At 66.4% G+C, this 22,080-nt stretch carries 21 protein-coding genes; 14 read left to right on the top strand and 7 right to left on the bottom strand.

The genetic code is table 11. The features are described 5' to 3' along the window. Positions 1-86 precede the first annotated feature (86 nt). From NOV86_RS17155 to NOV86_RS17140, 4 genes are read left to right on the top strand one after another with little or no spacing between them, the layout of a single operon-like run. Positions 87-1,139, top strand: coding sequence for a M42 family metallopeptidase (locus NOV86_RS17155; protein WP_267642908.1), 1,053 nt, complete (start codon positions 87-89; stop codon positions 1,137-1,139). Positions 1,140-1,183: 44 nt separating this feature from the next. Next, positions 1,184-1,732: a plastocyanin/azurin family copper-binding protein gene (locus tag NOV86_RS17150; RefSeq protein ID WP_267642907.1), complete on the top strand. Its 549-nt coding sequence runs from the start codon at positions 1,184-1,186 to the stop codon at positions 1,730-1,732. 45 nt (positions 1,733-1,777) lie between these two features. After that, a complete protein-coding gene (locus tag NOV86_RS17145) occupies positions 1,778-2,467 on the top strand; it encodes a potassium channel family protein (protein ID WP_267642905.1) in 690 nt (229 codons plus the stop codon). Next, positions 2,468-4,141 carry a TrkH family potassium uptake protein gene (locus tag NOV86_RS17140; protein WP_267642903.1) on the top strand — a complete coding sequence of 558 codons (1,674 nt, stop codon included), beginning with the start codon at positions 2,468-2,470 and terminating at the stop codon, positions 4,139-4,141. Positions 4,142-4,297: 156 nt separating this feature from the next. On the opposite strand, the gene NOV86_RS17135 is transcribed toward NOV86_RS17140, so the two are convergent. Together NOV86_RS17135 and pan1 are read right to left on the bottom strand one after the other, a co-directional pair. Continuing rightward, the gene (locus NOV86_RS17135) at positions 4,298-4,486 is read right to left on the bottom strand and encodes a hypothetical protein (protein ID WP_267642901.1); all 189 of its coding nucleotides are present in this window, start codon (positions 4,484-4,486) and stop codon (positions 4,298-4,300) included. A 108-nt stretch (positions 4,487-4,594) separates the two neighbouring features. Beyond that, positions 4,595-5,812: a proteasome-activating nucleotidase Pan1 gene (pan1, locus tag NOV86_RS17130; RefSeq protein ID WP_267642900.1), complete on the bottom strand. Its 1,218-nt coding sequence runs from the start codon at positions 5,810-5,812 to the stop codon at positions 4,595-4,597. Between the two features lie 193 nt (positions 5,813-6,005). On the opposite strand from pan1, the gene NOV86_RS17125 reads away from it, so the two are divergent. The 3 genes from NOV86_RS17125 to rad50 all read left to right on the top strand — a co-directional run bounded on the left by NOV86_RS17125 (position 6,006) and on the right by rad50 (position 10,511). After that, positions 6,006-6,269: a MarR family transcriptional regulator gene (locus NOV86_RS17125; protein WP_267642895.1), complete on the top strand. Its 264-nt coding sequence runs from the start codon at positions 6,006-6,008 to the stop codon at positions 6,267-6,269. 208 nt (positions 6,270-6,477) lie between these two features. Further along, a complete protein-coding gene (gene mre11 / locus NOV86_RS17120; protein ID WP_267642894.1) occupies positions 6,478-7,842 on the top strand; it encodes a DNA double-strand break repair protein Mre11 in 1,365 nt (454 codons plus the stop codon). Then, positions 7,839-10,511: a DNA double-strand break repair ATPase Rad50 gene (rad50, locus tag NOV86_RS17115; RefSeq protein ID WP_267642892.1), complete on the top strand. Its 2,673-nt coding sequence runs from the start codon at positions 7,839-7,841 to the stop codon at positions 10,509-10,511. Before mre11 ends, rad50 begins: the two co-directional genes overlap by 4 nt. Here rad50 and NOV86_RS17110 read toward each other — a convergent pair. From NOV86_RS17110 to NOV86_RS17100, 3 genes are all read right to left on the bottom strand, one after another. Continuing rightward, positions 10,508-10,939 (bottom strand): DUF7346 family protein, encoded by a 432-nt coding sequence (locus NOV86_RS17110; protein WP_267642890.1) that lies wholly within the window; start codon positions 10,937-10,939, stop codon positions 10,508-10,510. The genes rad50 and NOV86_RS17110 overlap by 4 nt on opposite strands. A 24-nt stretch (positions 10,940-10,963) precedes the next feature. After that, entirely contained in the window at positions 10,964-11,419 is a 456-nt protein-coding gene (locus tag NOV86_RS17105; RefSeq protein WP_267642889.1) for a DUF7322 domain-containing protein, read from the bottom strand. Positions 11,420-11,533: 114 nt separating this feature from the next. Then, positions 11,534-11,707 (bottom strand): DUF7331 family protein, encoded by a 174-nt coding sequence (locus NOV86_RS17100; RefSeq protein WP_438266723.1) that lies wholly within the window; start codon positions 11,705-11,707, stop codon positions 11,534-11,536. A 166-nt stretch (positions 11,708-11,873) separates the two neighbouring features. Between NOV86_RS17100 and NOV86_RS17095 the strand changes: the two genes are divergently transcribed. The 5 genes from NOV86_RS17095 (at position 11,874) to NOV86_RS17075 (ending at position 18,793) form a co-directional block, all read left to right on the top strand. Beyond that, on the top strand, positions 11,874-14,654 hold the full coding sequence (locus tag NOV86_RS17095) for a DNA-directed DNA polymerase (RefSeq protein WP_267642886.1): 2,781 nt from the start codon (positions 11,874-11,876) through the stop codon (positions 14,652-14,654). A 154-nt stretch (positions 14,655-14,808) separates the two neighbouring features. Further along, a complete protein-coding gene (locus NOV86_RS17090; protein ID WP_267642884.1) occupies positions 14,809-15,723 on the top strand; it encodes an ABC transporter ATP-binding protein in 915 nt (304 codons plus the stop codon). 59 nt (positions 15,724-15,782) lie between these two features. Next, positions 15,783-17,213 (top strand): Fe-S cluster assembly protein SufB, encoded by a 1,431-nt coding sequence (gene sufB / locus NOV86_RS17085; RefSeq protein ID WP_267642882.1) that lies wholly within the window; start codon positions 15,783-15,785, stop codon positions 17,211-17,213. A gap of 14 nt (positions 17,214-17,227) precedes the next feature. Then, entirely contained in the window at positions 17,228-18,439 is a 1,212-nt protein-coding gene (gene sufD, locus NOV86_RS17080; RefSeq protein WP_267642880.1) for a Fe-S cluster assembly protein SufD, read from the top strand. A gap of 102 nt (positions 18,440-18,541) precedes the next feature. Further along, positions 18,542-18,793 (top strand): hypothetical protein, encoded by a 252-nt coding sequence (locus NOV86_RS17075; RefSeq protein WP_267642878.1) that lies wholly within the window; start codon positions 18,542-18,544, stop codon positions 18,791-18,793. A gap of 6 nt (positions 18,794-18,799) precedes the next feature. Here NOV86_RS17075 and NOV86_RS17070 read toward each other — a convergent pair whose 3' ends face one another. After that, positions 18,800-20,440 carry an alpha-amylase family protein gene (locus tag NOV86_RS17070; protein WP_267642876.1) on the bottom strand — a complete coding sequence of 547 codons (1,641 nt, stop codon included), beginning with the start codon at positions 20,438-20,440 and terminating at the stop codon, positions 18,800-18,802. A gap of 149 nt (positions 20,441-20,589) precedes the next feature. On the opposite strand from NOV86_RS17070, the gene NOV86_RS17065 reads away from it, so the two are divergent. Continuing rightward, a complete protein-coding gene (locus tag NOV86_RS17065; RefSeq protein WP_267642874.1) occupies positions 20,590-21,087 on the top strand; it encodes a ferritin-like domain-containing protein in 498 nt (165 codons plus the stop codon). A gap of 37 nt (positions 21,088-21,124) precedes the next feature. After that, the gene (locus NOV86_RS17060) at positions 21,125-21,559 is read left to right on the top strand and encodes a metal-dependent transcriptional regulator (RefSeq protein WP_267642873.1); all 435 of its coding nucleotides are present in this window, start codon (positions 21,125-21,127) and stop codon (positions 21,557-21,559) included. A gap of 12 nt (positions 21,560-21,571) precedes the next feature. On the opposite strand, the gene NOV86_RS17055 is transcribed toward NOV86_RS17060, so the two are convergent. Beyond that, entirely contained in the window at positions 21,572-21,979 is a 408-nt protein-coding gene (locus NOV86_RS17055) for a hypothetical protein (protein WP_267642871.1), read from the bottom strand. Between the last annotated feature and the right edge of the window lie 101 nt (positions 21,980-22,080).

Below are 22,080 nucleotides of genomic sequence, written 5' to 3'. Positions count from 1 at the left end.
CGCCGATACCTACCGGTAGTGGCTCTCTGCGGCGGAACGCGCGCGTTTCGGCCTGTTTTTACGTGTCCGGTCCGGGAGTCTCTCCCATGACCTCGTTCGACTTCGACTACGACCTGCTCGTCGAACTCACGGAGACCCACGGCGCCCCGGGGTACGAGGACACCGTCCGCGACATCGTCCGACGGGAACTCGAGCCCGAGGTAGACAGCATCGAGAGCGACGGCATGGGCAACCTCGTCGGGACCGTCGAGGGTGACAGCGACTACAGCGTCCTCGTCGCGGCCCACATGGACGAGATCGGCTTCATGGTCCGCCACGTCGACGAGAACGGCTTCGTCACCATCGACGCGCTCGGCGGCTGGGACCCGCAGATCCTCCGGGCGGAGCGCGTCAACGTCCGGACCGACGACGGCGACCTCCCCGGCGTCATCGGCTCGGTCCCGCCCCACACCGGCGGCGAGGACGACGACGAGGAGCGCACGGTCCACGACGTGAAGGTCGACCTCGGCCTCCCCGCGGCCGTCGTCGAGGAGCGCGTCTCCGTCGGCGACCTCGTGACGATGGCCCAGCGAACCGAGGCCCTCGGCGAGTGCGTCTCGGGGAAGGCCATCGACAACCGCGTCTCGGTGTTCATCATGCTCGAACTCGCCCGGCGCATCGAGGACCCCGACGTGACGGTCCACTTCGCCGCGACGGTCCAGGAGGAGGTCGGCCTCCGCGGGGCAGAGGCACTCGGCGTCGACGTGGACCCCGACCTCGCCATCGCGCTCGACACGACCGTCGCGAACGACATCACCGGCTTCGAGAAGTGGGACTACATCACCGAACTGGGTGAGGGCGCGGGTATCAAGCTCAAGGACTCCTCGGTCATCACGAACCCGAAGGTCCACCGCCGGCTCCGCGCCATCGCCGAGGACGAGGACATCCCCCACCAGTTCGAGGTGCTGCCCTCGGGCGGGACCGACACCGGCGGCCTCCAGTACTCCCACGGCGCGCTCCCGGTCGGCGCGGTCTCCATCCCCACTCGCTACCTCCACACGCCGACAGAGGTCGCCCACGGCGACGACATCGCCGCCTGCATCGACCTCACGGCGGCCTTCCTCGAGACGGAGGACGGTTCGCACGACTACACGCTGTGAGCCGTATCGAAGATTTCACTACAACCCACTCCCAAGCGCCCAGTATGAGCCGCGACACAGAGGACGCGCCCGTCTCTCGCCGGCAGTTTCTGCAGGGCGTCGCAGGGGCAGCAGCCGTCGCAGCGACGGCCGACTCGGCCAGTGCACAGTCGACCAAGACGGTGGAGGTCGGACCGGGCGGCAACTACGTCTACACCCCGGGTACCGAGGACCCGCTGTACGTCGCTCCAGGGACGACCGTCGAGTTCGTCTGGAAGTCCGACAACCACAACGTGAACCCCACGAGCGTCCCCGAGGGCGCGTCCTGGGAGGGCCACAAGCCCATCGAGAACAACGGCTTCTCGTTCGAGTCCACGTTCGAGACGATGGGGACCTACGAGTACCAGTGTGACCCCCACGCCGGACTCGGCATGAAGGGGACCATCATCGTGAACGAGAGCGGCCAGGCCCCCTCCAGCGGCGGTGGCGGCGGTCCGGTCCTGCCGGACTCCGCGAAGGCGATCGGCGTGGCGACCCTCGGTGCGATGCTGTCGGTCCTCTCGCTCGCCTTCGTCTTCCTCAAGTACGGCGGCGACTACGACACGCCCGAATAATCGAGAACGGTACCTTTTCGACGGCGGGTCCTGAACCCGCGCCTGATGTACATCATCATCGTCGGGGCGGGCAACATCGGGACGCCCCTCATCGAGATCGCGACCCGCGACGAGAACGAGGTCGTGGTCATCGAGCAGAACGAGGCGAAGGCGGACGCCGCCGCCCGCCAGTTCGACTGTCTCGTCATCAACGCCGACGCGACGGTCGCCGAGACGCTCGACGAGGCCGGCATCGACCGCGCCGATGCCATCATCTCGACGACAGACCAGGACGCCACCAACATCATGGTCTGCCTGCTGGCGAAAGAGCGCGAGGTCCCCGCGGTCGTCAGCGTCGTCCACAACCCCGACCACATGAACCTCTTCGAACGTGTCGGGGTGTCGACGATGGAGAACCCGCAGCGACTCATCTCGGAGTACCTCTACCGCGCGGTCAAGCGCCCCTCCATCAAGGACTACATGAAGGTCGGGGACACCGCCGAGGTGTTCGAGATCACCGTCGACGAGGGTGCGCCCATCGCGGGCTACACGCTCGAGGAGGCGAACCAGGAGGGCGTCATCGGGCACGGCATCCTCATCGTGGCCATCGAGCGGAACGGCGAGGGTGACCCGCTCACCCCCCGCGGCGACACCGTCGTCCAGCCGGGTGACCTCCTCACGGTGTACTCCCAGCGTGGGGCTGCACCCGACGTGACCGACGTGTTCGGGCACTACGAGGACCACGAGCTCAGATAGATGCCCCGTAGTCGAACCGTCGGCGGCGTCCCGACCGACCTCGCCATCATCGCCCGCGACGTGGGGACCCTGCTGTTGATGCAGGCGGGGCTGATGACCCTCACCGTCGGGGTCGCCCTCGTCTTCGGCGAGTTCTACCCGGCGCTCGGGTTCCTCACCGCGGGCGGTATCACGGCACTGCTCGGCGAGCTCGCCCGCCGGGCGTTCGCCGACGCACCCGAGCCGAAGATGAAACACGGGATGGTCATCGCCGCCGGGGGCTGGTTCGCGACGGCCGTCTTCGGCGCGCTCGCGTTCTTCCTGGTCGCCTGGATGACTCCGGAGAGCGTCATGAACGGCTTCGTCCCGGGCGGGACGGACACGAGCGACTGGTCGGTCGTCACGGCCGGCGGCCTCGCGACGAAGTCGAGCCTCGGCTACTTCCGGAACCCGCTGCACGCCATGTTCGAGTCGATGAGCGGCTGGACCGGGAGCGGACTCACGATGGCAATCCACGAGCCGTCGCTGCCCCGCTCCGTCCAGTGGTGGCGCTCGCTCATCCAGTACGTCGGCGGCGTGGGCGTCATCGTCCTCACCGTCTCCATCCTCTCGCGACCGGGGAGCGGGAGCTACGCGCTCTACCGGTCGGAGGCGCGCGAGGAGAAGATCCACCCGAGCGTGGTCTCGACCGTCAGGACCGTCTGGAAGATCTTCGTCGGGTACACCCTGCTGGCCGTCGCCGCGCTGTTCCTCGTCATCTGGCTGGCCGAGGGCTACCCGGTCGGCGAGGCGCTCTGGCACGCGCTGAACCACGCGATGACCGGCCTCTCGACCGGCGGGTTCTCCGTGACGGACAACTCGATGGAGACGTACAACTCGCCGCTCATCGAGACCGTGCTCCTGCCGGTGATGACACTCGGCGCCATCGCCTTCCCCATCCACTACGCCATCCTCTCGGACGGGCGCTGGCGCAAACTGTACGAGGACCTCCAGACGCGCTGGCTGTTCCTGCTACTCGGGGGCGGCATCGTCGCGCTCAGTGCGCAGAACGTGCTCGTCGGGCTGGCGTCGGCGGGCTACGGTGCGACCGTCCCCTCTCCGGTGTCGGGGCTCTCGACGGCCCAGTTCGACGCCATCCGAGACGGGACCTTCCAGTGGGTGAGCGCGCTCTCGTGTACCGGGTTCCAGTCCTCGCCCATCGGCCGGTGGTCCGACGGGGGGAAGTTGCTCGTCTCGGCGGCGATGACGATGGGCGGTGCTGCCGGGTCGACAGTCGGCGGCATCAAGATCATCCGCGGCTACACCGTCTCGAAGGGTATCCAGTGGCAGTTCTCCCGGGTGTTCCTGCCGGCGAACGCGGTGGTCAACGTGGACATCGGCGACCGGACGCTCGGCCGCGAGGAGATGGACCGGGAGTTCTCCGAGGCGGCGATCGTCAGCATGCTCTGGCTCATCCTGTTGCTCGCGACGAGCCTCGTCATGGTCAACGTCGCGGGCCCCGACTTCAGCTACGCTGACGCGCTGTTCGAGGTCGCGAGCGCCCAGGGGAACGTCGGCCTCTCGACGGGCATCACCGGTCCCGACATGCCGGTGGTCGCGGAGGCGATGTTCCTGCTGAACATGTGGGTCGGACGGCTGGAGATCATCCCCGTGCTGGTGTTCTTCCGGTCGGCGCTGAAGGGCCTGAACCCGTGAGCTGGGGGCGAACAGGTGGCACCGGTCGCGGTCGTTGGTCGGGTCGGCCGCCGCGGTGCCACACACCCGCGGGACGGCGGCCGGCGCTGTTCAGGTGATACCGGGGGTGGCCGCGGCTTCGCACAAGAAGGGTCGCCTGTCCGGTGCTCGGACGACTCAGTCCTCGGCGTACAGCAGCACGCGGCCGCACTCGGTGCAGATCTTCGCCGAGACGGTCTCCCAGCCGCCGACACCGAGGAACCCACCGTCGGCGTCCTCGGGCTTGACGACCAGTTCTTTCGTGCCGGTTCCGGCTCGTCCGTCGACGAGGTCTCCGTCGCAGTCGGGACACTGTGAGGGCGGCATCGTTCTCGGCTGGTAGGGGCGCGATATTCAAACTACCGTCGCGCCGTGGCGGTCGCTCTGCGGTCGTGAGAACGGAGAGAGGAAGTCTGTGACGAGGAGGCTGCGGCGTCAGGCGAACGTCTTGGAGACGTCCGGGTCGTCCTCTTCTTCGGCCTGGATCTTCTCCCACGCGGCCTCGAAGTCGGCCATCGTGATGGTGCGACGGTCGTCGCGGATGGCGAACATCCCGGCCTCGGTGCAGACCGCCTTGACGTCGGCACCGGAGGCGTTCTCGGCCATCCCGGCCAGTGCCCCGAAGTCGACGTCGTCGGAGACGTTCATGTCGCGGGTGTGGATCTGGAAGATGATCTCGCGGCCCTCGGCGTCGGGCTTGGGGACCTCGATGAGGCGGTCGAACCGGCCCGGCCGGAGGATGGCGCGGTCGAGCATGTCGAAGCGGTTCGTCGCCGCGATGATGCGGATCTCGCCGCGGTCCTCGAAGCCGTCCATCTCGGAGAGCAGCTGCATCATCGTGCGCTGGACCTCGGCGTCGCCGGAGGTCTTGGACTCGGTGCGCTTGCTCGCGATGGCGTCGATCTCGTCGATGAAGATGACGGCGGGCTCGTGGTCGCGAGCGACCTGGAACAGGTCCCGCACGAGCTTTGCGCCCTCGCCGATGAACTTGTGCACGAGCTCGGAGCCGGCCATCTTGATGAACGTCGCGTCGGTCTGGTTCGCGACGGCCTTGGCCAGCATCGTCTTCCCGGTACCCGGCGGGCCGTAGAGCAGGACGCCGGACGGCGGGTCGATGCCGACCTCCTTGAACGCCTCGGGCTTCTCGAGGGGCATCTCGACGGTCTCGCGGACCTCCTGCATCTGCTCTTCGAGCCCACCGATGTCCTCGTAGGTCACCTCGGGGCTCTTCGTTACCTCCATCACGCGGGCCCGCACGTCGGTCTCGTTGCTGAGGGTCTTGACGATGGAGAGCGAGTTGTTGACCGCGACCCGCATGTCGGGTTCGAGTTCGTCACGCATCTCCTCGGTGACCTCGGTGAGCGCCTCCTGGTTGTTGCCGTGTTGCTTGATGATGACGCCCTCGTCCGTGAGTTCCTGGACGGTGGCGACGAACAGCGGCGATTGCTTGAGCTTCTTGTTCTCGTGGGTGAGACGCTCCAGTTTCTGCTGGTACTTGTTGTTCTCTGCGTTGGCGTCGAGGAGCTTGTCGCGCATCTCGTCGTTCTGGGACTCGAGCACGTCAAGCCGCTCCTGGAGAGCTTCTATTTTCTCCTGCTGGGACGCCTCCTCCTCGTCATAGGGAAGGTCGACGTCGTCCACAGTGTCGGTCATCACAGTGGCATTAGGTTCTGATTCTTAAGAGGCTTCGGGTGGCTCACCGACAGGGTGAAGAACCTGTCGGTAGGCCTCGTGTCCGGTGATTCTGGCCGGTCGGTCGTCGCGAATCACCGGCACACAGAATTACCGATAGGAATAATTTGATACAGCAAGTATTATTAGAGAGTATCCAGAAGGGATGGATACGATGAGCGCAACCGAACTGGAAGGGACCGAACAGACGGCCGGGAGCTGGGACGACGTCCGCGACCTCCCGCCGAGTGCGAAGCTCGTGGCCAAGGTGCTGGAGTACAACGACACGCTGACCCAGAGTCAGCTCGCCGAGGAGACGCTCCTGCCGCCGCGGACCGTCCGCTACGCACTCAACCGTCTGGAGGAGGCGGACGTGGTCAACTCGCGGTTCTCGTTCTCCGACGCCCGCAAGCGACTCTACACCCTGAACATCGAGTAAGCCGACCGACGCGCCGGCGACACCCCCGCATCGTCGGCACCGACCGCGGCGCGGCACCGTCTACCCATCCGCCGCGCCGCGGAACTGCCGTTCCATTGCGAATCCTTCTCGCTCTCCTGCTTCGAGTGCTCCCGGCGAGCGCCGTCGCCGGTTTCACTTTCACCGCACTCGCGGAACGTCTTTAGGGCATGGGGCGATAGTCCCAGCCATGACACGAGTGATCCACACTGGGGACACCCACCTCGGGTATCGCCAGTACCACTCCCCGGCCCGTCGGCAGGATTTCCTCGACGCGTTCCGACGGGTCGTGGCCGACGCTATCGACGACGACGTCGACGCCGTGGTCCACGCGGGCGACCTCTTCCACGACCGCCGCCCCGGCCTCCAGGACCTCCAGGGGACGGTCGCCGCACTGCGTGACCTCGCCGACGCCGACATCCCCTTCCTCGCCGTGGTGGGGAACCACGAGGGCAAGCGCGACGGCCAGTGGCTCGACCTCTTCGCCGACATCGGCCTCGCGACCCGCCTGGGGCGCGAACCCCACGTCCTCGGTGACACCGCCTTCTACGGCCTCGACTTCGTGCCGCGCTCGCGGCGCGACGACCTCGAATACGACTTCGCGCCCCACGACGCCGAGTACGCGATGCTCGTCACCCACGGCCTGTTCGAGCCCTTCGCGCACGCCGACTGGGACACCGAGCGGCTGCTCGAGGAATCGTCCGTCGACTTCGACGCGCTCCTGCTCGGCGACAACCACGCGCCCGGCGTCGAGGAGGCCAGCGACACCTGGGTCACGTACTGCGGCTCGACCGAGCGCGTGAGCGCGAGCGAGCGCGACGACCGCGGCTACAACATCGTCACGACCGACGACGAGGTGACCATCACCCGTCGCGGCATCCCGGACAACCGCCCCTTCCGGTTCGTGGACGTGGACCTCGCGCCCGGCGAGGGCGTCGAGCGCGTGCGCGAGGCGGTCCGCGAGTACGACTGCGAGGACGCGGTCGTCATCGTCTCCGTGACCGGGGACGGCGAGCCGGTCTCGCCGGCCGCCATCGAGGAGTTCGCCATCGACCGCGGCGCGCTGGTCGCCCGCGTGAAAGACCGCCGCGAGTTCGAGGAGGACAGCAGCGTCGAGGTGTCCTTCGCCGACCCAGACGAGGCGGTTCGCGAGCGCGTGCGTGAACTCGGCCTGAGCCAGGCCGCCCGCGACGTGGACGAGACGGTCCGCGCGAGCAAGGTCGCCGACGCGAACGTCCGCGACGAGGTGAAAGACCGCGTGCAGTCGCTGGTCGACGACGAGGACCTCGGCGCGTTCGAGGCGGTCAACGATGGCGACGCGGCCGGGAACGACGCGGGTGACGACGACGGAGCCGAGGCGACCGACGCCACCACCGAGTCCGAGGAGACAACGGCCGAGACCGGCGCAGAGCCAGCCGATGGCGACGCGGAACCAGCCGACGCCGGTGCGGAGTCAACCGGCAACGACGCGGAACCAGCCGACACCGAGGCCGCTGCCGAGGCCGCCGCGACCGGGGACGACGCCGGGCAGACCTCCATGGGTGATTTCGAATGAGGGTCGACCGCGTCCGCCTCTCGAACTTCAAGTGCTACGGCGACGCCGACCTCACGCTCGACCGCGGGGTCACCGTCGTCCACGGCGTCAACGGGAGCGGGAAGTCGAGCCTGCTCGAGGCCTGCTTCTTCGCGCTCTACGGGTCGAAGGCGCTCTCGGGCACCCTCGACGACGTGGTCCGGACCGGCGCGGACGACGCCGAGGTCGAACTCTGGTTCTCCCACGCCGGGGAGGACTACCACATCGAGCGCCGTATCCGGTACACCAGCGACCGCGCCCAGACCGCGAAGTGCATCCTCGAAGCGCCCGAGGGCACCTTCGAGGGGGCCCGGTCGGTCCGCGGAAAGGTGACGGAACTTCTCCGGATGGACGCCGACGCGTTCGTCAACTGCGCGTACGTCCGCCAGGGAGAGGTCAACAAGCTCATCCACGCCACCCCATCCGAGCGCCAGGACATGATCGACGACCTCCTGCAGCTGGGCAAACTTGAGGACTACCGCGAGCGCGCCAGCGAGGCCCGCCTCGGCGTCAACGACGTGCTCGACAACGTCCGCGGGCGCTACGAGGGGCTGGCGGACCAGATCGCCGAGAAGGAGGCGAAGGACCTCCACGCGACCCTGAACGACATCGAGTCCGACCTCGCGGAGACGAAAGCGAACATCGAGAACTTCGAGCAGCAACTCGAGACGGCGAAGGAGACGAGACAGGAGGCCGAGGACATCCTCGAGGAGTACGAGGAGAAACGCGAGAAGCTCGCGACGGTCGAGGACGACATCGAGGACCTGCAAGAGAGCATCGCCGAGACCGAGCGCGAACGCGAGGAGCTGAAGGCGGACCGTCGCGACCTGCGCGAGGAGCTGTCCGCGGCGCGGGAGACGCGAGACGACCTGGTCGCCGACACCGACCTCGCGGCCGACGTGGACGCCGAGGCGGTCGAGGGGCGCCTGGCCGAGGTCGAATCGGACCTCGACGACCTCAAAGAGCGCGTGAACGACCTCGGGAACGAACTCTCGAACCACCGCGAGCGTGCCGACCGGCTCGAGGAGGAGGCCGACGACCTCGAATCGAAGGCCGAGGGGAAGCGCGAGGAGGCCGAGGCGCTCGCCGACGAGATCGAGTCCGACGAGGCGGCCATCGCGGACCGCCGCGAGAAGGTCGACAGTCTCGAGGACGAGGTCGAGGCCGCGAAGGCGACCTTCGACGACGCGCCGGTCGACTTCGGCGAGGCCGAGGCCCTGCAGGAAGAACTCGAAGGTGAACGCGAGGACCTGCGCGAGGAACGGGCCGACCTCCAGACCGCGGTGGAGCTGCTTCGCAGCAGCATCGAGGAGGCCGAGGAGCTGCTCGCCGAGGGCAAGTGCCCCGAGTGTGGCCAGCCCGTCGAGGACTCGCCCCACGTCGACACCATCGACGAGGACCGCGAAGAACTCGAGACGAAGCAGACCGAGCTCGAATCGGTGGAGGCCGACATCGAGGCCCTCGACGAGCGCATCGACCGGGCCGAGGAACTCGTCGACGCCGAGGACGAGGTCGAGCGACTGCGCGACCAGATATCGAACATGGAGCAGCTCCTCGACCAGAAGGAGTCCGCCCTCGAAGACAAGCGCGAGCGCCGCCAGCGCCTGCACGACGAGGCCGACGAGTTCGAGGCCGAGGCCGAGGCGAAGCGCGAGCAGGCGGCCGAGGAACGCGACGCGCTGGAGGACAGCCGCGAGGCCCTGGGCGAGGCGAACGCCGAGAAGGCCACCGTCGCCCAGCGCAAGGAGACTCTCGACTCGCTCGCTGACACCCTCGACCAGGTCGCCGAACTCGAAGCCGATATCGAACGCCTCGGGGAGAAGCGCGACCTGCTCGGCGAGCAGAACGACGAACGCCGCGACACCCTCGCGGACAAGCGCGAGCGCAAGGCCGAACTCGAGGCGGCCGTCGACGACTCGCAGGTCGAGAACGCCCGGACGGAGAAGAAGCGGGCCGCCGGCTACATCGAGAAGGTCGAAGCGAAGCTCGAGGACCTCGCCGAGACGCGCGACGACCTGCAGGACCGCGCCGGCAGGGTCCGCGGCGAGATATCCGAACTGGAGGAGTTACGCGAGCGGCGCGACGACCTCGGCGAGCGCCTCGACGCCCTCGAATCCCTCTACGCCGAGGCGCAGGACCTCCAGCAGATGTACAAGGACCTCCGGGCTGACCTGCGCCAGCGCAACGTCGAGACGCTGGAACGCATGCTCAACGAGACGTTCGACCTGGTGTACCAGAACGACTCCTACTCGCACATCGAGCTCTCGGGCGAGTACGAACTCACGGTGTACCAGAAGGACGGCGAGACGCTGGACCCCGAACAGCTCTCCGGCGGGGAGCGCGCCCTGTTCAACCTGAGCCTGCGGTGTGCCATCTACCGGCTGCTCTCCGAGGGCGTCGAGGGCGCGGCGCCGATGCCCCCGCTCATCCTCGACGAGCCGACGGTGTTCCTCGACTCGGGGCACGTCACGCAACTGCTGACGCTGGTCGAGACGATGCGCACCGAGTACGGCGTCGAGCAGATCGTCGTCGTCAGCCACGACGAGGAACTCGTCGGCGCGGCCGACTCGCTGGTCCACGTCGAGAAGGACCCGACGACCAACCGGTCGACGGTCAGCCGCGGCGAGCAACCGCTGGCGGAACTGTACTAGTCGCCGGCCTCGCGCAGGATATCGACTCCCTCACGCGCGAGGTCGGTCGCGTCGTAACCGCGTTCGCCCGCGAGCCGGGCCTCCTCGACCAGCCCCGCAGCCCGGAACTCCGTGAGCAGGCCGAGCAGGTCGCTCTCGCAGAGGTCGTAGCGCCCGAGCAGGTCCCGGACCGGGACGGGCCCGTCGTCGGCCAGTTCGACCAGCAGTCCGAGCGAGCGGTCGTCGTGGGTCGCGGAGACGATGCGCCGGACCGCCGGCGAGACGGCACTCGCGGCGGTCTCCAGTGGCGTCTCGCCCTCGGCGGGTTCGAGCCGGTCGTTCTCGACGTACCGTTCCTCGCCGGTCGCCGGGTCGCGCACGAGGCTGGCGTCCCCCGACTCCTTCACGAGGAGGTAGCGGTCGCCGGAGTCGTCGCGGACTGTTCGCATGGCTGCGCGTTGGCGAAGGAGAAGTTAGTCGTTGTCGGCTGCGGAGCCGTCGGGCTCGGTTTCGGTGGTGGCAGCGTCGGCGGTGACCTCGGTGCCGTCGTCCACGTCGTCACCAGCAGTACCGTCCTCGTCGGTCCCATCGTCGTCGTCGCGGCCGAACGTCCGCGTCTGGTAGCGATAGAGGCCGTAGAGGAAGAACACGACGCCGCCGAGGAAGATGCGGCCGCCGAGGTCCCAGTTCCCCCGGAAGAGGATGTACATCCCGCCGAGGCTCACGCCGAGGATGGCGGCGTTGAACACGAGCACCATCGTCCAGAACTCGTACTTCAGCTCGCTGGGCGCGTCGGATTCGTCGGGGACGGATGGTGCCTCGGGCGCCCTGGGGACACGGACCGACGGCGTGAACTCGCCCTCGTAGTCCCGGAGGTCCTCCTCGGGGTCGTACTCCTCCGGTTCGTGCTCGCTACGCTCGTTGAACACTACGTCCAGATAGGTCGGCTCGGATGAAAAGGGTTCTGCGATACGGTCGAGGAGAGCGATAGCAGCCCTCTGGTCTCTGGAGACTCTCGTCCCTACTCGGGGACTCTCGTCTCCCTACGCCACGTCTCGGAGCGCGAACGTCTTGCTTGCTTCGAGCCACGCGAGCGGGTTCTCGGCGTCGTAGAATACGACCCCACCGTCCGTCTCGTATGTCTCGATGGATTCCGTTCCATCTGCCGCGCTCTGGTCGGGCATCGATCCGTCACCGTCGGTTGCGTGGTCGGACAAGCCCAGTCACCTCGCCCCTTGCTAAGTCGTACCACTGTAAAGGTCTTTTTGCCGTGGCAACGACATCATCCGGAGACGGCGGTGGGATTGGACTCGCACGTTCGGTCGACCGAGCGCCGGCCACGATGAACCATCCTTTTAATCGGTGGCCGCTAACGCCCCTGCAATGACCCGACAACAGGCGTCCTTCGACGACTTCGGGGAGTCGTCCGGGGACGCGGACGCGCAGGCCGACGGTGGCGACGACGCGTACGACCTCGTCGCGGAGGCGGAGGCCGTCACGACACCGGGACTGGAGAACTCCGACATCGTCGAGAGCGACGAGGCCCTGTTCCCCGACCCCGAGGGAACGGTCGAACTCGCCGTGATGCAGGTGGACTACACCGTCGAGGGGTCGGGCGACCACGAGGAACCCGTCATCCACGTCTTCGGGCGGCGACCCGACGGCACCGCCGAGCACGTGATGGTACTCGGGTTCCAGCCGTACTTCTACGCCCCTACGGACTCGCTCGACGAGGAGGAACTCGAGTCCGAGGAGGTCATCACGGGCTGGGAAGAGACCGACGAGGACGGCGAGCCCTACGAGAGCATCCGCGGCGAGCACCTGACGAAGATCTTCGGGCGCACGCCCCGCGACGTCGGGAACATCCGCGACCGCTTCGACCACTACGAGGCCGACATCCTGTTCCCGAACCGCTTCCTCATCGACAAGGACGTCCAGAGCGGTATCCGCATCCCCGAGCGCCGCGGCCGCAGTGGCGCCCTCCGGGTCCCCCACCAGGAGGTCGAGGCGACCGCGGTCGACGCGGACCCGCGCGTGAACACCTTCGACATCGAGGTCGACGACCGCAACGGCTTCCCCGAGGACGGGGAGGAGCCCATCGTCTGCCTCACCTCGCACGACTCCGTGGACGACGAGTACGTCGTCTGGCTCAACGTCGCCCACGAGGGCGATGCCGCGGTCCCCGAAGACCTGCCGAACTACGAGCCCATCGAGGGCGAGTTGGACGTGCGCGTGGAGACCTTCGACGGCGAGAGCCAGCGCGAGGCCGAGATGGCCATGCTGGCGGCGTTCGTCGACTACATCGAGGCGACCGACCCGGACGTGCTGACGGGATGGAACTTCGAGGACTTCGACGCGCCGTACTTCCTCGACCGCCTCGAGGTGCTCGACTCCGCGATGCACGACCACGACCTCGACCCGGACCGCCTCTCGCGCGTGAACGAGGTCTGGCGCTCGGGCTGGGGCGGCCCGGACATCAAGGGTCGCGTCGTCTTCGACCTGCTGTACGCCTACAAGAGCCGCCAGTTCTCCGAACTGGAGTCCTACCGGCTGGACGCCGTCGGCGAACTCGAACTCGACGTGGGCAAGGAACGCTACACCGGCGACATCGGCGACCTCTGGGAGCAGGACCCCGAGAAGCTCCTTGAGTACAACCTGCGCGACGTGGAGATCTGCGTCGAACTCGACCGCAAGCAGGACATCGTCGCCTTCTGGGACGAGGTCCGCACCTTCGTCGGCTGTAAACTGGAGGACGCCCCCACGGCGGGCGACGCGGTCGACATGTACGTGCTGCACAAGGTCCACGGGGACTGGGCGCTCCCCTCGAAGGGCAAGCAGGAGTCCGAGGACTACGAGGGCGGGGCCGTCTTCGACCCCATCACCGGCGTCAAGGAGATGGTGACGGTGCTCGACCTGAAGTCGCTCTACCCGATGTGCATGGTGACCATCAACGCGAGCCCCGAGACGAAGGTCGACCCCGAGGCCTTCGACGGCCCGACCTACCGCGCCCCCAACGGGACCCACTTCCGGAAGGACGAGGACGGGATGATCCGGGAGATGGTCGACGAACTGCTCACGGAGCGCGAGCAGAAGAAATCGCTGCGTAACGAGCACGAGCCGGGTAGCCAGGACTACGAGCGCTACGACCAGCAGCAGGCCGCAGTCAAGGTCATCATGAACTCCCTCTATGGGGTCCTGGGCTGGGACCGGTTCCGCCTCTACGACAAGGAGATGGGCGCGGCCGTGACCGCAACAGGGCGCGAGGTCATCCGCCACACCGAGAAGGCAGCCAACGAGATAGACTACCAGGTCGCGTACGGTGACACCGACTCCGTCATGCTGGAACTCGGCAGCGACATCTCCGTCGAGGAGGCCATCGAGCAGTCCTTCGAGATAGAGGAGCACATCAACGCCTCGTACGACGACTTCGCCGCCGAGGAGCTGAACGTCGACATCGCGGGCGGCGAGGAACACCGCTTCCAGATCGAGTTCGAGAAGCTCTACCGCAGATTCTTCCAGGCGGGCAAGAAGAAGCGCTACGCCGGCCACATCGTCTGGAAGGAGGGCAAGGACGTCGACGACATCGACATCACGGGCTTCGAGTACAAGCGCTCGGACATCGCGGCCATCACGAAGGAGGTCCAGCACCACGTCATCGACCAGATCGTCCGCGGTGCCAGCGAGGACGACATCACGGAGTACCTCCACGGCATCATCGAGGACTTCCAGAGCGGGAACGTCAGCTACGACGACATCGCCATCCCGGGCGGTATCGGCAAGCGCCTCGACGACTACGACACCGACACCGCCCACGTCCGCGGCGCGAAGTACGCGAACATGCTGCTCGGGACGAACTTCGACCGCGGCTCGAAGCCGAAACGGCTCTACCTGCAGAAGGTCCACCCCGAGTACTTCCGTCAGCTCGAGGACGCCGGCGAGTTCGACCCGCAGCGCGACCACCTCTACGGCGAGTTCAAGCGCGACCCGGACGTCATCTGCTTCGAGTACGACGACCAGGTACCCGAGGCGTTCGAGGTCGACTACGACAAGATGCTGGAGAAGACGCTGAAGGGCCCCATCGCCCGCGTCATCGAGGCGCTCGGCATCTCCTGGGACGAGGTCAAGTCCGGCCAGCAGCAGACCGGTCTCGGGAACTTCATGTAGGGGCAAGGCTCGCCTGTTTTTCGGCCGACCGAAAACTGTGCCACAGTTTACCAAACGAGAAAATTATTTCTGCATTCGAGAATCCAAATCAGGGTATTACGCAAGTATTATGGGGCCGACCCCCTTTCGCTAGGACGATAAGAGGTAGCTCAGAATGGCACGACTCGAACTTACAAACCTTCACGCGAAGGTTGCAGAAGACGACGGTGAGAAGATTCTCGATGGTGTCGACCTGGAGGTCCGTTCGGGCGAGATCCACGCCCTGATGGGTCCCAACGGCTCCGGGAAGTCCACGACCGCCAAGGTAATCGCCGGCCACCCGGCCTACGAGGTGACCGACGGTGAGGTCCTCCTCCACCTCGAGGAGGGCGACTTCGGCGAGGACTTCGAGATCCCCGAGGACAAGCGTACCTGGAACCTGCTCGACCTGGAGCCGAACGAGCGTGCCGCACTCGGCATCTTCCTCGGCTTCCAGTACCCCGCAGAGATCGAGGGCGTCACGATGACGAACTTCCTCCGCACGGCCCTCAACGCCAAGCTCGAGGAGCGCGAGGAGCTCTTCGAGGACGACGACGAGGCCGACGACGAAGCAGAGGAGGAGGCGGGCTACGACACCTCCCCGATGGAGGGTCCCGCCGACGAGGGCGACATCGGCGTCGCCGAGTTCCAGCAGCTCCTCCAGGAGAAGATGGAGCAGCTGGACATGGACGAGAAGTTCGCCCAGCGCTACCTCAACGCCGGCTTCTCCGGCGGTGAGAAGAAGCAGAACGAGGTCCTCCAGGCCGCCATCCTCGAGCCGAGCATCGCCGTGCTCGACGAGATCGACTCCGGGCTGGACATCGACCGCCTGCAGGACGTCTCCCACGGCATCAACGCCCTGCGCGACGAGGTCGGCACGGGCATCCTGCAGATCACCCACTACCAGCGTATCCTCGGCTACGTCGAGCCCGACCACGTCCACATCATGCTGGACGGGCAGGTCGTCATGAGCGAGGGTCCCGAGCTCGCCGAGAAGCTCGAGGACAAGGGGTACGACTGGGTCCGCGAGGAGGTCTACGAGACCGCGTAACCGGTACTGGCTAGCACAGGGTAGATACGTACCCAACCGTAATCAACAACCATCAAACCATGAGTTCAGATCAAGACCACCTCAAAGAGACAGACACCGAGGCTCGCTTCGAGTTCAAGAAGGAGCAGAAGTCGGCGTTCCAGACGGAGAAGGGCCTCACGGAGGAGACCATCCGGCTCATCTCCGAGGACAAGGACGAGCCCGAGTGGATGCGCGAGCGCCGCGTTCGCGCACTGAAGCAGTACCAGAAGATGCCGATGCCGACGGACTGGCCCGGCCAGCCGGACCTGTCCGAGCTCGACATCGGCGAGATCGTCCCCTACATCCGCCCCGACGTGGAGACGCGTGGCGGCGCGGACAACTGGGACGACCTCCCGGACGACATCAAGGACACGTTCGAGAAGTTGGGCATCCCGGAGGCCGAGCGCAAGGCGCTCTCCGGCGTCGGTGCCCAGTACGAGTCCGAGATCGTCTACCAGAACATGCAGGAGCAGTGGGAGGAGAAGGGCGTCATCTTCTGTGACATGGACAAGGCCGTCCAGGAGCACGAAGACCTCGTCAAGGAGTACTTCATGACGAAGTGCGTCCCCCCGTCAGACAACAAGTTCGCCGCACTCCACGGCGCCGTCTGGTCCGGCGGCTCGTTCGTGTACGTCCCCGAGGACGTCACGGTCAACATGCCGGTGCAGGCGTACTTCCGCATGAACAGCGAGGGGATGGGCCAGTTCGAGCACACCCTCATCATCGCCGAGGAGGGCTCGGAGGTCCACTACATCGAGGGCTGTTCCGCCCCGAAGTACGGCAGCCACAACCTCCACTCCGGCTGTGTGGAGGTCTTCGTCGGCGAGGACGCCCACGTCCAGTACTCGACCGTCCAGAACTGGTCGAAGAACACCTTCAACCTCAACACGAAGCGTGCCATCGTCGAGGAGAACGGCACGATGGAGTGGGTCTCCGGCAGCATGGGCTCGAAGGCGACCATGCTCTACCCGGCGACCATCCTGAAGGGCCGCGGCGCGACGGACAACCACATCACCATCGCGTTCGCCGGCAAGGGCCAGAACATCGACACCGGCGCGAAGGTCTACCACAACGCGCCCGACACGAAGTCGACCATCGAGTCCAAGTCCATCTCGAAGGACGGCGGCCGCACCAACTACCGCGGCCTCGTCCACATCGCCAACGGCGCCGAGAACTCCTCGACGTCGGTCGAGTGTGACGCGCTGATGTTCGACAACGAGTCCACCTCCGACACCATGCCGTACATGGAGATCCAGGAGTCCAAGGTGGACGTCGCCCACGAGGCGACCGTCGGCAAGATCGGCGACGAGGACGTCTTCTACCTCCAGTCCCGCGGACTGGACGACGACGACGCCAAGCAGATGATCGTCGCCGGCTTCATCGAGCCCATCACGGAGGAACTGCCCATCGAGTACGCGGTCGAACTCAACCGCCTCATCGAACTTGAGATGGAGGGTAGCCTCGGGTAATCCCGAGAATTGACATGAGCACACAGGTACACGCCAACCTCACACGAGACCAGGTGGAGCAGATTTCGACCGAGCTGGACGAGCCCGAGTGGCTCCTCGAGACCCGTCTCGAGGCGCTCGCGGCGCTCGAGGACCTCGACATGCCGAGCGTCATCCGGACGCCCGGCCGCGACTGGACGAACCTCGCGAACCTCGACTTCGAGGGCTTCGTCGACCCGCTGAACGCCGCCCAGGACAAGGAGCGCGTCAGCGCCGAGGGCATCGAGGTCCTCGAGTGGTCCGAGGCCGTCGACCAGCACGAGGAACTCGTCGAGGAGCACTTCGGCAGCGTCATCGACCCGCAGGAGAACTACCTCACCGCGCTGTCGACCGCGCTCTTCACCGACGGGACCGTCGTCTACGTCCCCGAGAACGTCGACGCCGAGGACGTGAAGATCCGGACGCACATGAACAGCCAGTCGCTGTTCAACTACACGCTCGTCGTCACGGAGCAGAACGCCTCCGTCACCATCCTCGAGCGCCAGTCCACGGGCGAGGAACTCGAGGGCGAGCGCTACTACAGCGGGCTGGTCGAGGTCGCCGCCGGCGAGAACTCCCACGTCCAGTACGGGAGCCTCCAGAACCTCGACGAGGAGACGTACAACTACACGCTCAAGCGCGGCACCGCCGACACGTACGCCACGGTCAACTGGATCGAGGGCAACATCGGCTCGCGACTCACCAAGTCCAGCGTCGAGACGACGCTCGACGGTGACAGCTCCGAGACCCACATCGTCGGCGCGTTCTTCGGCCACGACGACCAGCACTTCGACGTGAACAGTCGGGTCTGGCACCGGGCCGAGCACACGACCGCCGACCTCGTCACCCGTGGCGTCCTCGACGACACCGCCCGCTCGGTGTACGAGGGCGTCCAGGACGTCGGCCGCGACGCCTGGGACACGTCGAGCTACCAGCGCGAGAACACGCTGATGCTCTCCGACGAGTCCGAGGCCGACGCCTCGCCGAAGCTCATCATCAACAACCACGACACCGAAGCGTCCCACTCGGCCACGGTCGGGCAGGTCGACGAACAGGACATGTTCTACATGACCTCCCGCGGTGTCGACCCGAAGTCCGCCAAGAACATGCTCGTCGAGGGCTTCTTCGTGCCGGTCCTCGAGGAGGTCGCCGTGGACGAACTCCGCGACGACCTCGAGGAGCTCATCTCCGAGCGCCTGCGCGGGTAAGACGGTCTTCGTTCTGCGGTTTTTCTCTCTCGTCTCCGGTCAGACAGTGACGACGCTGCCCGGCCGAACGCTTTTCACATCGGCAGAGACACAGGTACTGTCATGGGTCGACTCGTGACCGGGCTCGCCGTCTTCGTCGACGCCGCCCCGTTCGCCCTGTTGCTCGGGGCCGTGACGTACCTCGGCGGGCAGTCATCACTGGGAGCCACGCGGGCGGGTGCGATGGCGGTGGTCGTGACCCTCGTGGTCCTCCTCCTGTTCGGCCTCGTGAGCTACGTGAAGTATCGAGGCGCGAAGAAACGGTTCTGGCTGGTCAGGACGACCGTCGACACGGTCTGGCTCTGGGGCTGGTAGCGCAGTTCAGTCCCAGTGGCTCTTGTCGCCGCGCAGCCAGACGTAGTCGCAGGCGTCGAGGAGGAACGTCACACCGCCGTCCTCGACGTGGTAGTCACCGGGGCCGAGCTCCTGCGTGGTGTCGGCGTCGGGCACCTCCCACTGGAGCACCGACTCGCGGGACTCGTCCGCGAAGTTGTGCGCGAAGATGAACGCGGTGTCGTCGGTGTCGAGGCGGTGGACGAACACGTCCCTGTGGCCGGAGTCGGCGATGTGGAACGAGCCGTCGACCAGCTCGAGGTTGTCCTGGCGGGTCGCGACGATGCGCTGGATGCGCGAGAGCAGCGATTCGGGGTGCTCGCGCTGGTCGGCGACGTTGATGTGCTCGTAGCTGAAGCGGCCGTGGGCGATGGGCGGGTTGTAGCAGTCCTCGCGGTCGGCCTCGGAGAACCCGCCGTTCTCGCTGTCGTCCCACTGCATCGGGGTGCGGACGGACTCGCGCTCGTCGAGCCAGAGGTCCGACCCCATACCGATCTCGTCGCCCGAGAGGATGACGGGCGTACCGGGGTACGAGAAGAGAAGGCTGTGGGCCATCGCGATGCGGTCGTGGTCGCCGTCGTAGAGGTCCGCGAGGCGGAGGCGGTGGCCGCGGCCGAAGATCCACGAGGAGTCGTCGTCGGGGCCGAAGTACTCGCGGGCGTGCTGGAGCGCGTCGTCGGGGAGTTTGAGCAGGTTCCACTCGTCGTGGTTGCGCAGGAAGTTCGCCCAGTGGCCCACGTCGGAGATGTCCGGGAGGATCTCGTCCGCGCGGTGCAGCGGCCAGGTGTCCTTCACGCCGGCCGCGTAGGTCATGTGGGCGTTGAGGACGAAGTTGAACAGGAGGTCGAAGGTGTCGCCGTCGCCGAAGTAGTGGTCGAGGTGTTCGGGCTGGTCGTCGGCCTCCGCGAGCAGGATGGCGTGGTCCTTCTCGGCCTTGACGACGTCGCGCATCTCCTTGAACAGCCAGATACCCTCCTCGGTCCCGTTGTGGCCCTTCTGCATCAGCATCGGGTGGGCGGCGTCGATCCGGAAGCCGTCCGCACCTTTGTCGAGCCAGAACCGCAGGATGTCGTGCATCTCGTCGCGGACCTTCGGGTTCGCGACGTTCAGGTCCGGCTGGTGGTGGTAGAACTGGTGGAAGTAGTGCTTGCCGGCGACCTCGTCGTAGGACCAGACGCCGTCCTCGTACTCGGGGAAGATGTTGATGGTGTCGTAGGCGTCCTCGACGTGGCTCGTCCAGAGGTAGTAGTCGTGGTACTCCGATTCGGGGTCCTCCCGGGCCGCCTGGAACCAGCCGTGGTCCATGGAGGTGTGGTTGAAGACGACGTCGGTGAGCACCCTGATACCGCGCTCGTGGGCCCGGTCGGTGAACTCCTCGAAGTCCGAGAGCGAGCCGAGTCGGTCGTCGACGTCGCGGTAGTCGGCCACGTCGTAGCCGTTGTCACGGAGCGGACTCGGGTAGAACGGGCGCAGCCAGATGCAGTCGACGCCGAGGTCGTCGATGTAGTCCAGTTTCTCGATGAGACCCCGGAAGTCGCCCCAGCCGTCGCCGTTCGAGTCGTTGAACGTCTTCACGTCGAGCGTGTAGACGACCGCGTCCTCGTACCAGTCCTGTCCTGTTCCAGTCATTGTCCGTACTGACCGGAGCCTGCGGGTTGAGCGTTACGCTCGCGACAGTGTGGCTCTCTCACAGGCCACACACCGCCGGTCCGGGCGGCCGTCGGGACACGTTTCGAGAGTCAGCAAGAGTTAGGTAGCCACGCCCCCGCATGTCGGGTATGAGTCTGGGTCAGCGTGTCTCGACGGACCACCAGCTAGCGCGCCTCCTGCAGATCGGCGCGGTACTGGAGGAGGTCGTCGAGTCGCGTGCCTACCACCATCTCGACTCCTTCGGGGACGAGTCCGACCAGGTCGACGAGGAGATCAGAGACCTGCTCGAACACGCCGCCGAGGAGTCAGCAGAGCACCGTGACCGCCTCGAAGCACTCATCGAGGAACTCGAGGCCGAGACAGTCCCGTACGAGGAGATCAACACCCTCGTCGAGGCGAAGTACGCACAGACGAAGCCCGAGGACTTCGACGGCCTGCTGTACGACCAGCTCTGTAACGAGGAGACGGCGTACAAGTTCTACGACGACCTCATCGAGGCCATCGAGGCGAGCGACAGCGACTTCAGCATCGACCGCGACCGCGTCCTCGACACGCTCCGGAGCATCCGCGAGGAGGAGGCCGAGGGCGTCGAGGAGGTCGCGACCATCATGGAGGAGCGCGAATGACCGCCAGCAGCGGACAGCGAACGACGGGGGCTGACCGATGAACACTGCAGACCAATATCTCAAGGCGATCTACCTGGTGCAACGGATGAAAGACGGCCCGGCAGCGACCGGCGCGCTCGCCGACATGCTCGACGTCTCGCCCGCCAGCGTCAACGAGATGATCGGGAAACTCGAGGAGCGCGAACTCGTCGACCACGAGAAGTACAAGGGGGCGACGCTCACCGACGAGGGCATCCGGCGCGCCGAGGAGGCCCTGCAGACGTACTGCATCATCGAGCGCTTCCTCGCGAACGTCCTCGAGGTCGAGAACTTCCGCGAGGAGGCCCACGCGCTGGAAGCCGTCATCGACGACACCGTCGCAGAGCGCCTCGACACCATCATCGACCGTCGCTCGGAGTGTCCCGACTGCTTCGACGCCGAGGCGGACAAGTGCTGTCACCTCGAACTCGGCGTCAGCGAGACCGCGGACTGAGACCCGCGCTTTTCAGAGCCTGTCCATGTCGTCGGCGCCGCCGGGGACTGCCGCGCGGAGCGCCACGAGTCCCCGACGGACGCGAGCCGAGAGCGACGCGGAGGAGTCCCCCAGTGACGACCCGCCGACCGCCGACCGCTTCGACGACGACAGACCCGGCGAACCCCGGCGGCCGCCGTCTCCTTCTCGCCCCGTCGTTCCCAGGTGGTCGCGACCCACGACCGCCAGCGCGACCAGGGCGGTCGTGACCAGGTAGTACACCGCCGCGCCGGCCATCGAGTCGCCGAAGAACGTCAGCTGCACGCTTATCTTGAGCAGCAGCGCCCCGACCAGCAGGAGGAGTCTGTTGACCGGACCGTACAGTCCGGTGAACAGGTCTCCATCGTCCAGGTATCGGGGGCCATCAGAACGTGTTGCCATCTCTTTTCCGTTGACTCCGCGCTCACTTCAAAACCCGTCAGACGCCCGTGAGACGAGGTTTCAGCAGTTCTGAACGTCGCGGAACGTGGAACGTTTCGCCA

The organism is Haloarchaeobius amylolyticus (genome assembly GCF_026616195.1).
Classification (GTDB): Archaea; Halobacteriota; Halobacteria; order Halobacteriales; family Natrialbaceae; genus Haloarchaeobius; species Haloarchaeobius amylolyticus.
Note: the sequence above shows the minus strand (reverse complement) of the source record. Positions and strands in the feature narration are given on the sequence as shown.

Bases quoted from the DNA above. Each gene is read 5' to 3' on its own strand.
- NOV86_RS17125 (WP_267642895.1), top strand. From the start codon at position 6,006: ATGAGCGCAACCGAACTGGAAGGGACCGAACAGACGGCCGGGAGCTGG.
- NOV86_RS17150 (WP_267642907.1), top strand. From the start codon at position 1,184: ATGAGCCGCGACACAGAGGACGCGCCCGTCTCTCGCCGGCAGTTTCTG.
- mre11 (WP_267642894.1), top strand. From the start codon at position 6,478: ATGACACGAGTGATCCACACTGGGGACACCCACCTCGGGTATCGCCAG.
- NOV86_RS17055 (WP_267642871.1), bottom strand. From the start codon at position 21,979: ATGGCAACACGTTCTGATGGCCCCCGATACCTGGACGATGGAGACCTG.
- NOV86_RS17065 (WP_267642874.1), top strand. From the start codon at position 20,590: ATGAGTCTGGGTCAGCGTGTCTCGACGGACCACCAGCTAGCGCGCCTC.
- NOV86_RS17135 (WP_267642901.1), bottom strand. From the start codon at position 4,486: ATGCCGCCCTCACAGTGTCCCGACTGCGACGGAGACCTCGTCGACGGA.
- NOV86_RS17145 (WP_267642905.1), top strand. From the start codon at position 1,778: ATGTACATCATCATCGTCGGGGCGGGCAACATCGGGACGCCCCTCATC.
- NOV86_RS17060 (WP_267642873.1), top strand. From the start codon at position 21,125: ATGAACACTGCAGACCAATATCTCAAGGCGATCTACCTGGTGCAACGG.
- NOV86_RS17090 (WP_267642884.1), top strand. From the start codon at position 14,809: ATGGCACGACTCGAACTTACAAACCTTCACGCGAAGGTTGCAGAAGAC.
- NOV86_RS17110 (WP_267642890.1), bottom strand. From the start codon at position 10,939: ATGCGAACAGTCCGCGACGACTCCGGCGACCGCTACCTCCTCGTGAAG.
- NOV86_RS17075 (WP_267642878.1), top strand. From the start codon at position 18,542: ATGGGTCGACTCGTGACCGGGCTCGCCGTCTTCGTCGACGCCGCCCCG.
- pan1 (WP_267642900.1), bottom strand. From the start codon at position 5,812: ATGACCGACACTGTGGACGACGTCGACCTTCCCTATGACGAGGAGGAG.
- NOV86_RS17155 (WP_267642908.1), top strand. From the start codon at position 87: ATGACCTCGTTCGACTTCGACTACGACCTGCTCGTCGAACTCACGGAG.
- NOV86_RS17140 (WP_267642903.1), top strand. From the start codon at position 2,468: ATGCCCCGTAGTCGAACCGTCGGCGGCGTCCCGACCGACCTCGCCATC.
- sufD (WP_267642880.1), top strand. From the start codon at position 17,228: ATGAGCACACAGGTACACGCCAACCTCACACGAGACCAGGTGGAGCAG.
- sufB (WP_267642882.1), top strand. From the start codon at position 15,783: ATGAGTTCAGATCAAGACCACCTCAAAGAGACAGACACCGAGGCTCGC.
- rad50 (WP_267642892.1), top strand. From the start codon at position 7,839: ATGAGGGTCGACCGCGTCCGCCTCTCGAACTTCAAGTGCTACGGCGAC.
- NOV86_RS17070 (WP_267642876.1), bottom strand. From the start codon at position 20,440: ATGACTGGAACAGGACAGGACTGGTACGAGGACGCGGTCGTCTACACG.
- NOV86_RS17095 (WP_267642886.1), top strand. From the start codon at position 11,874: ATGACCCGACAACAGGCGTCCTTCGACGACTTCGGGGAGTCGTCCGGG.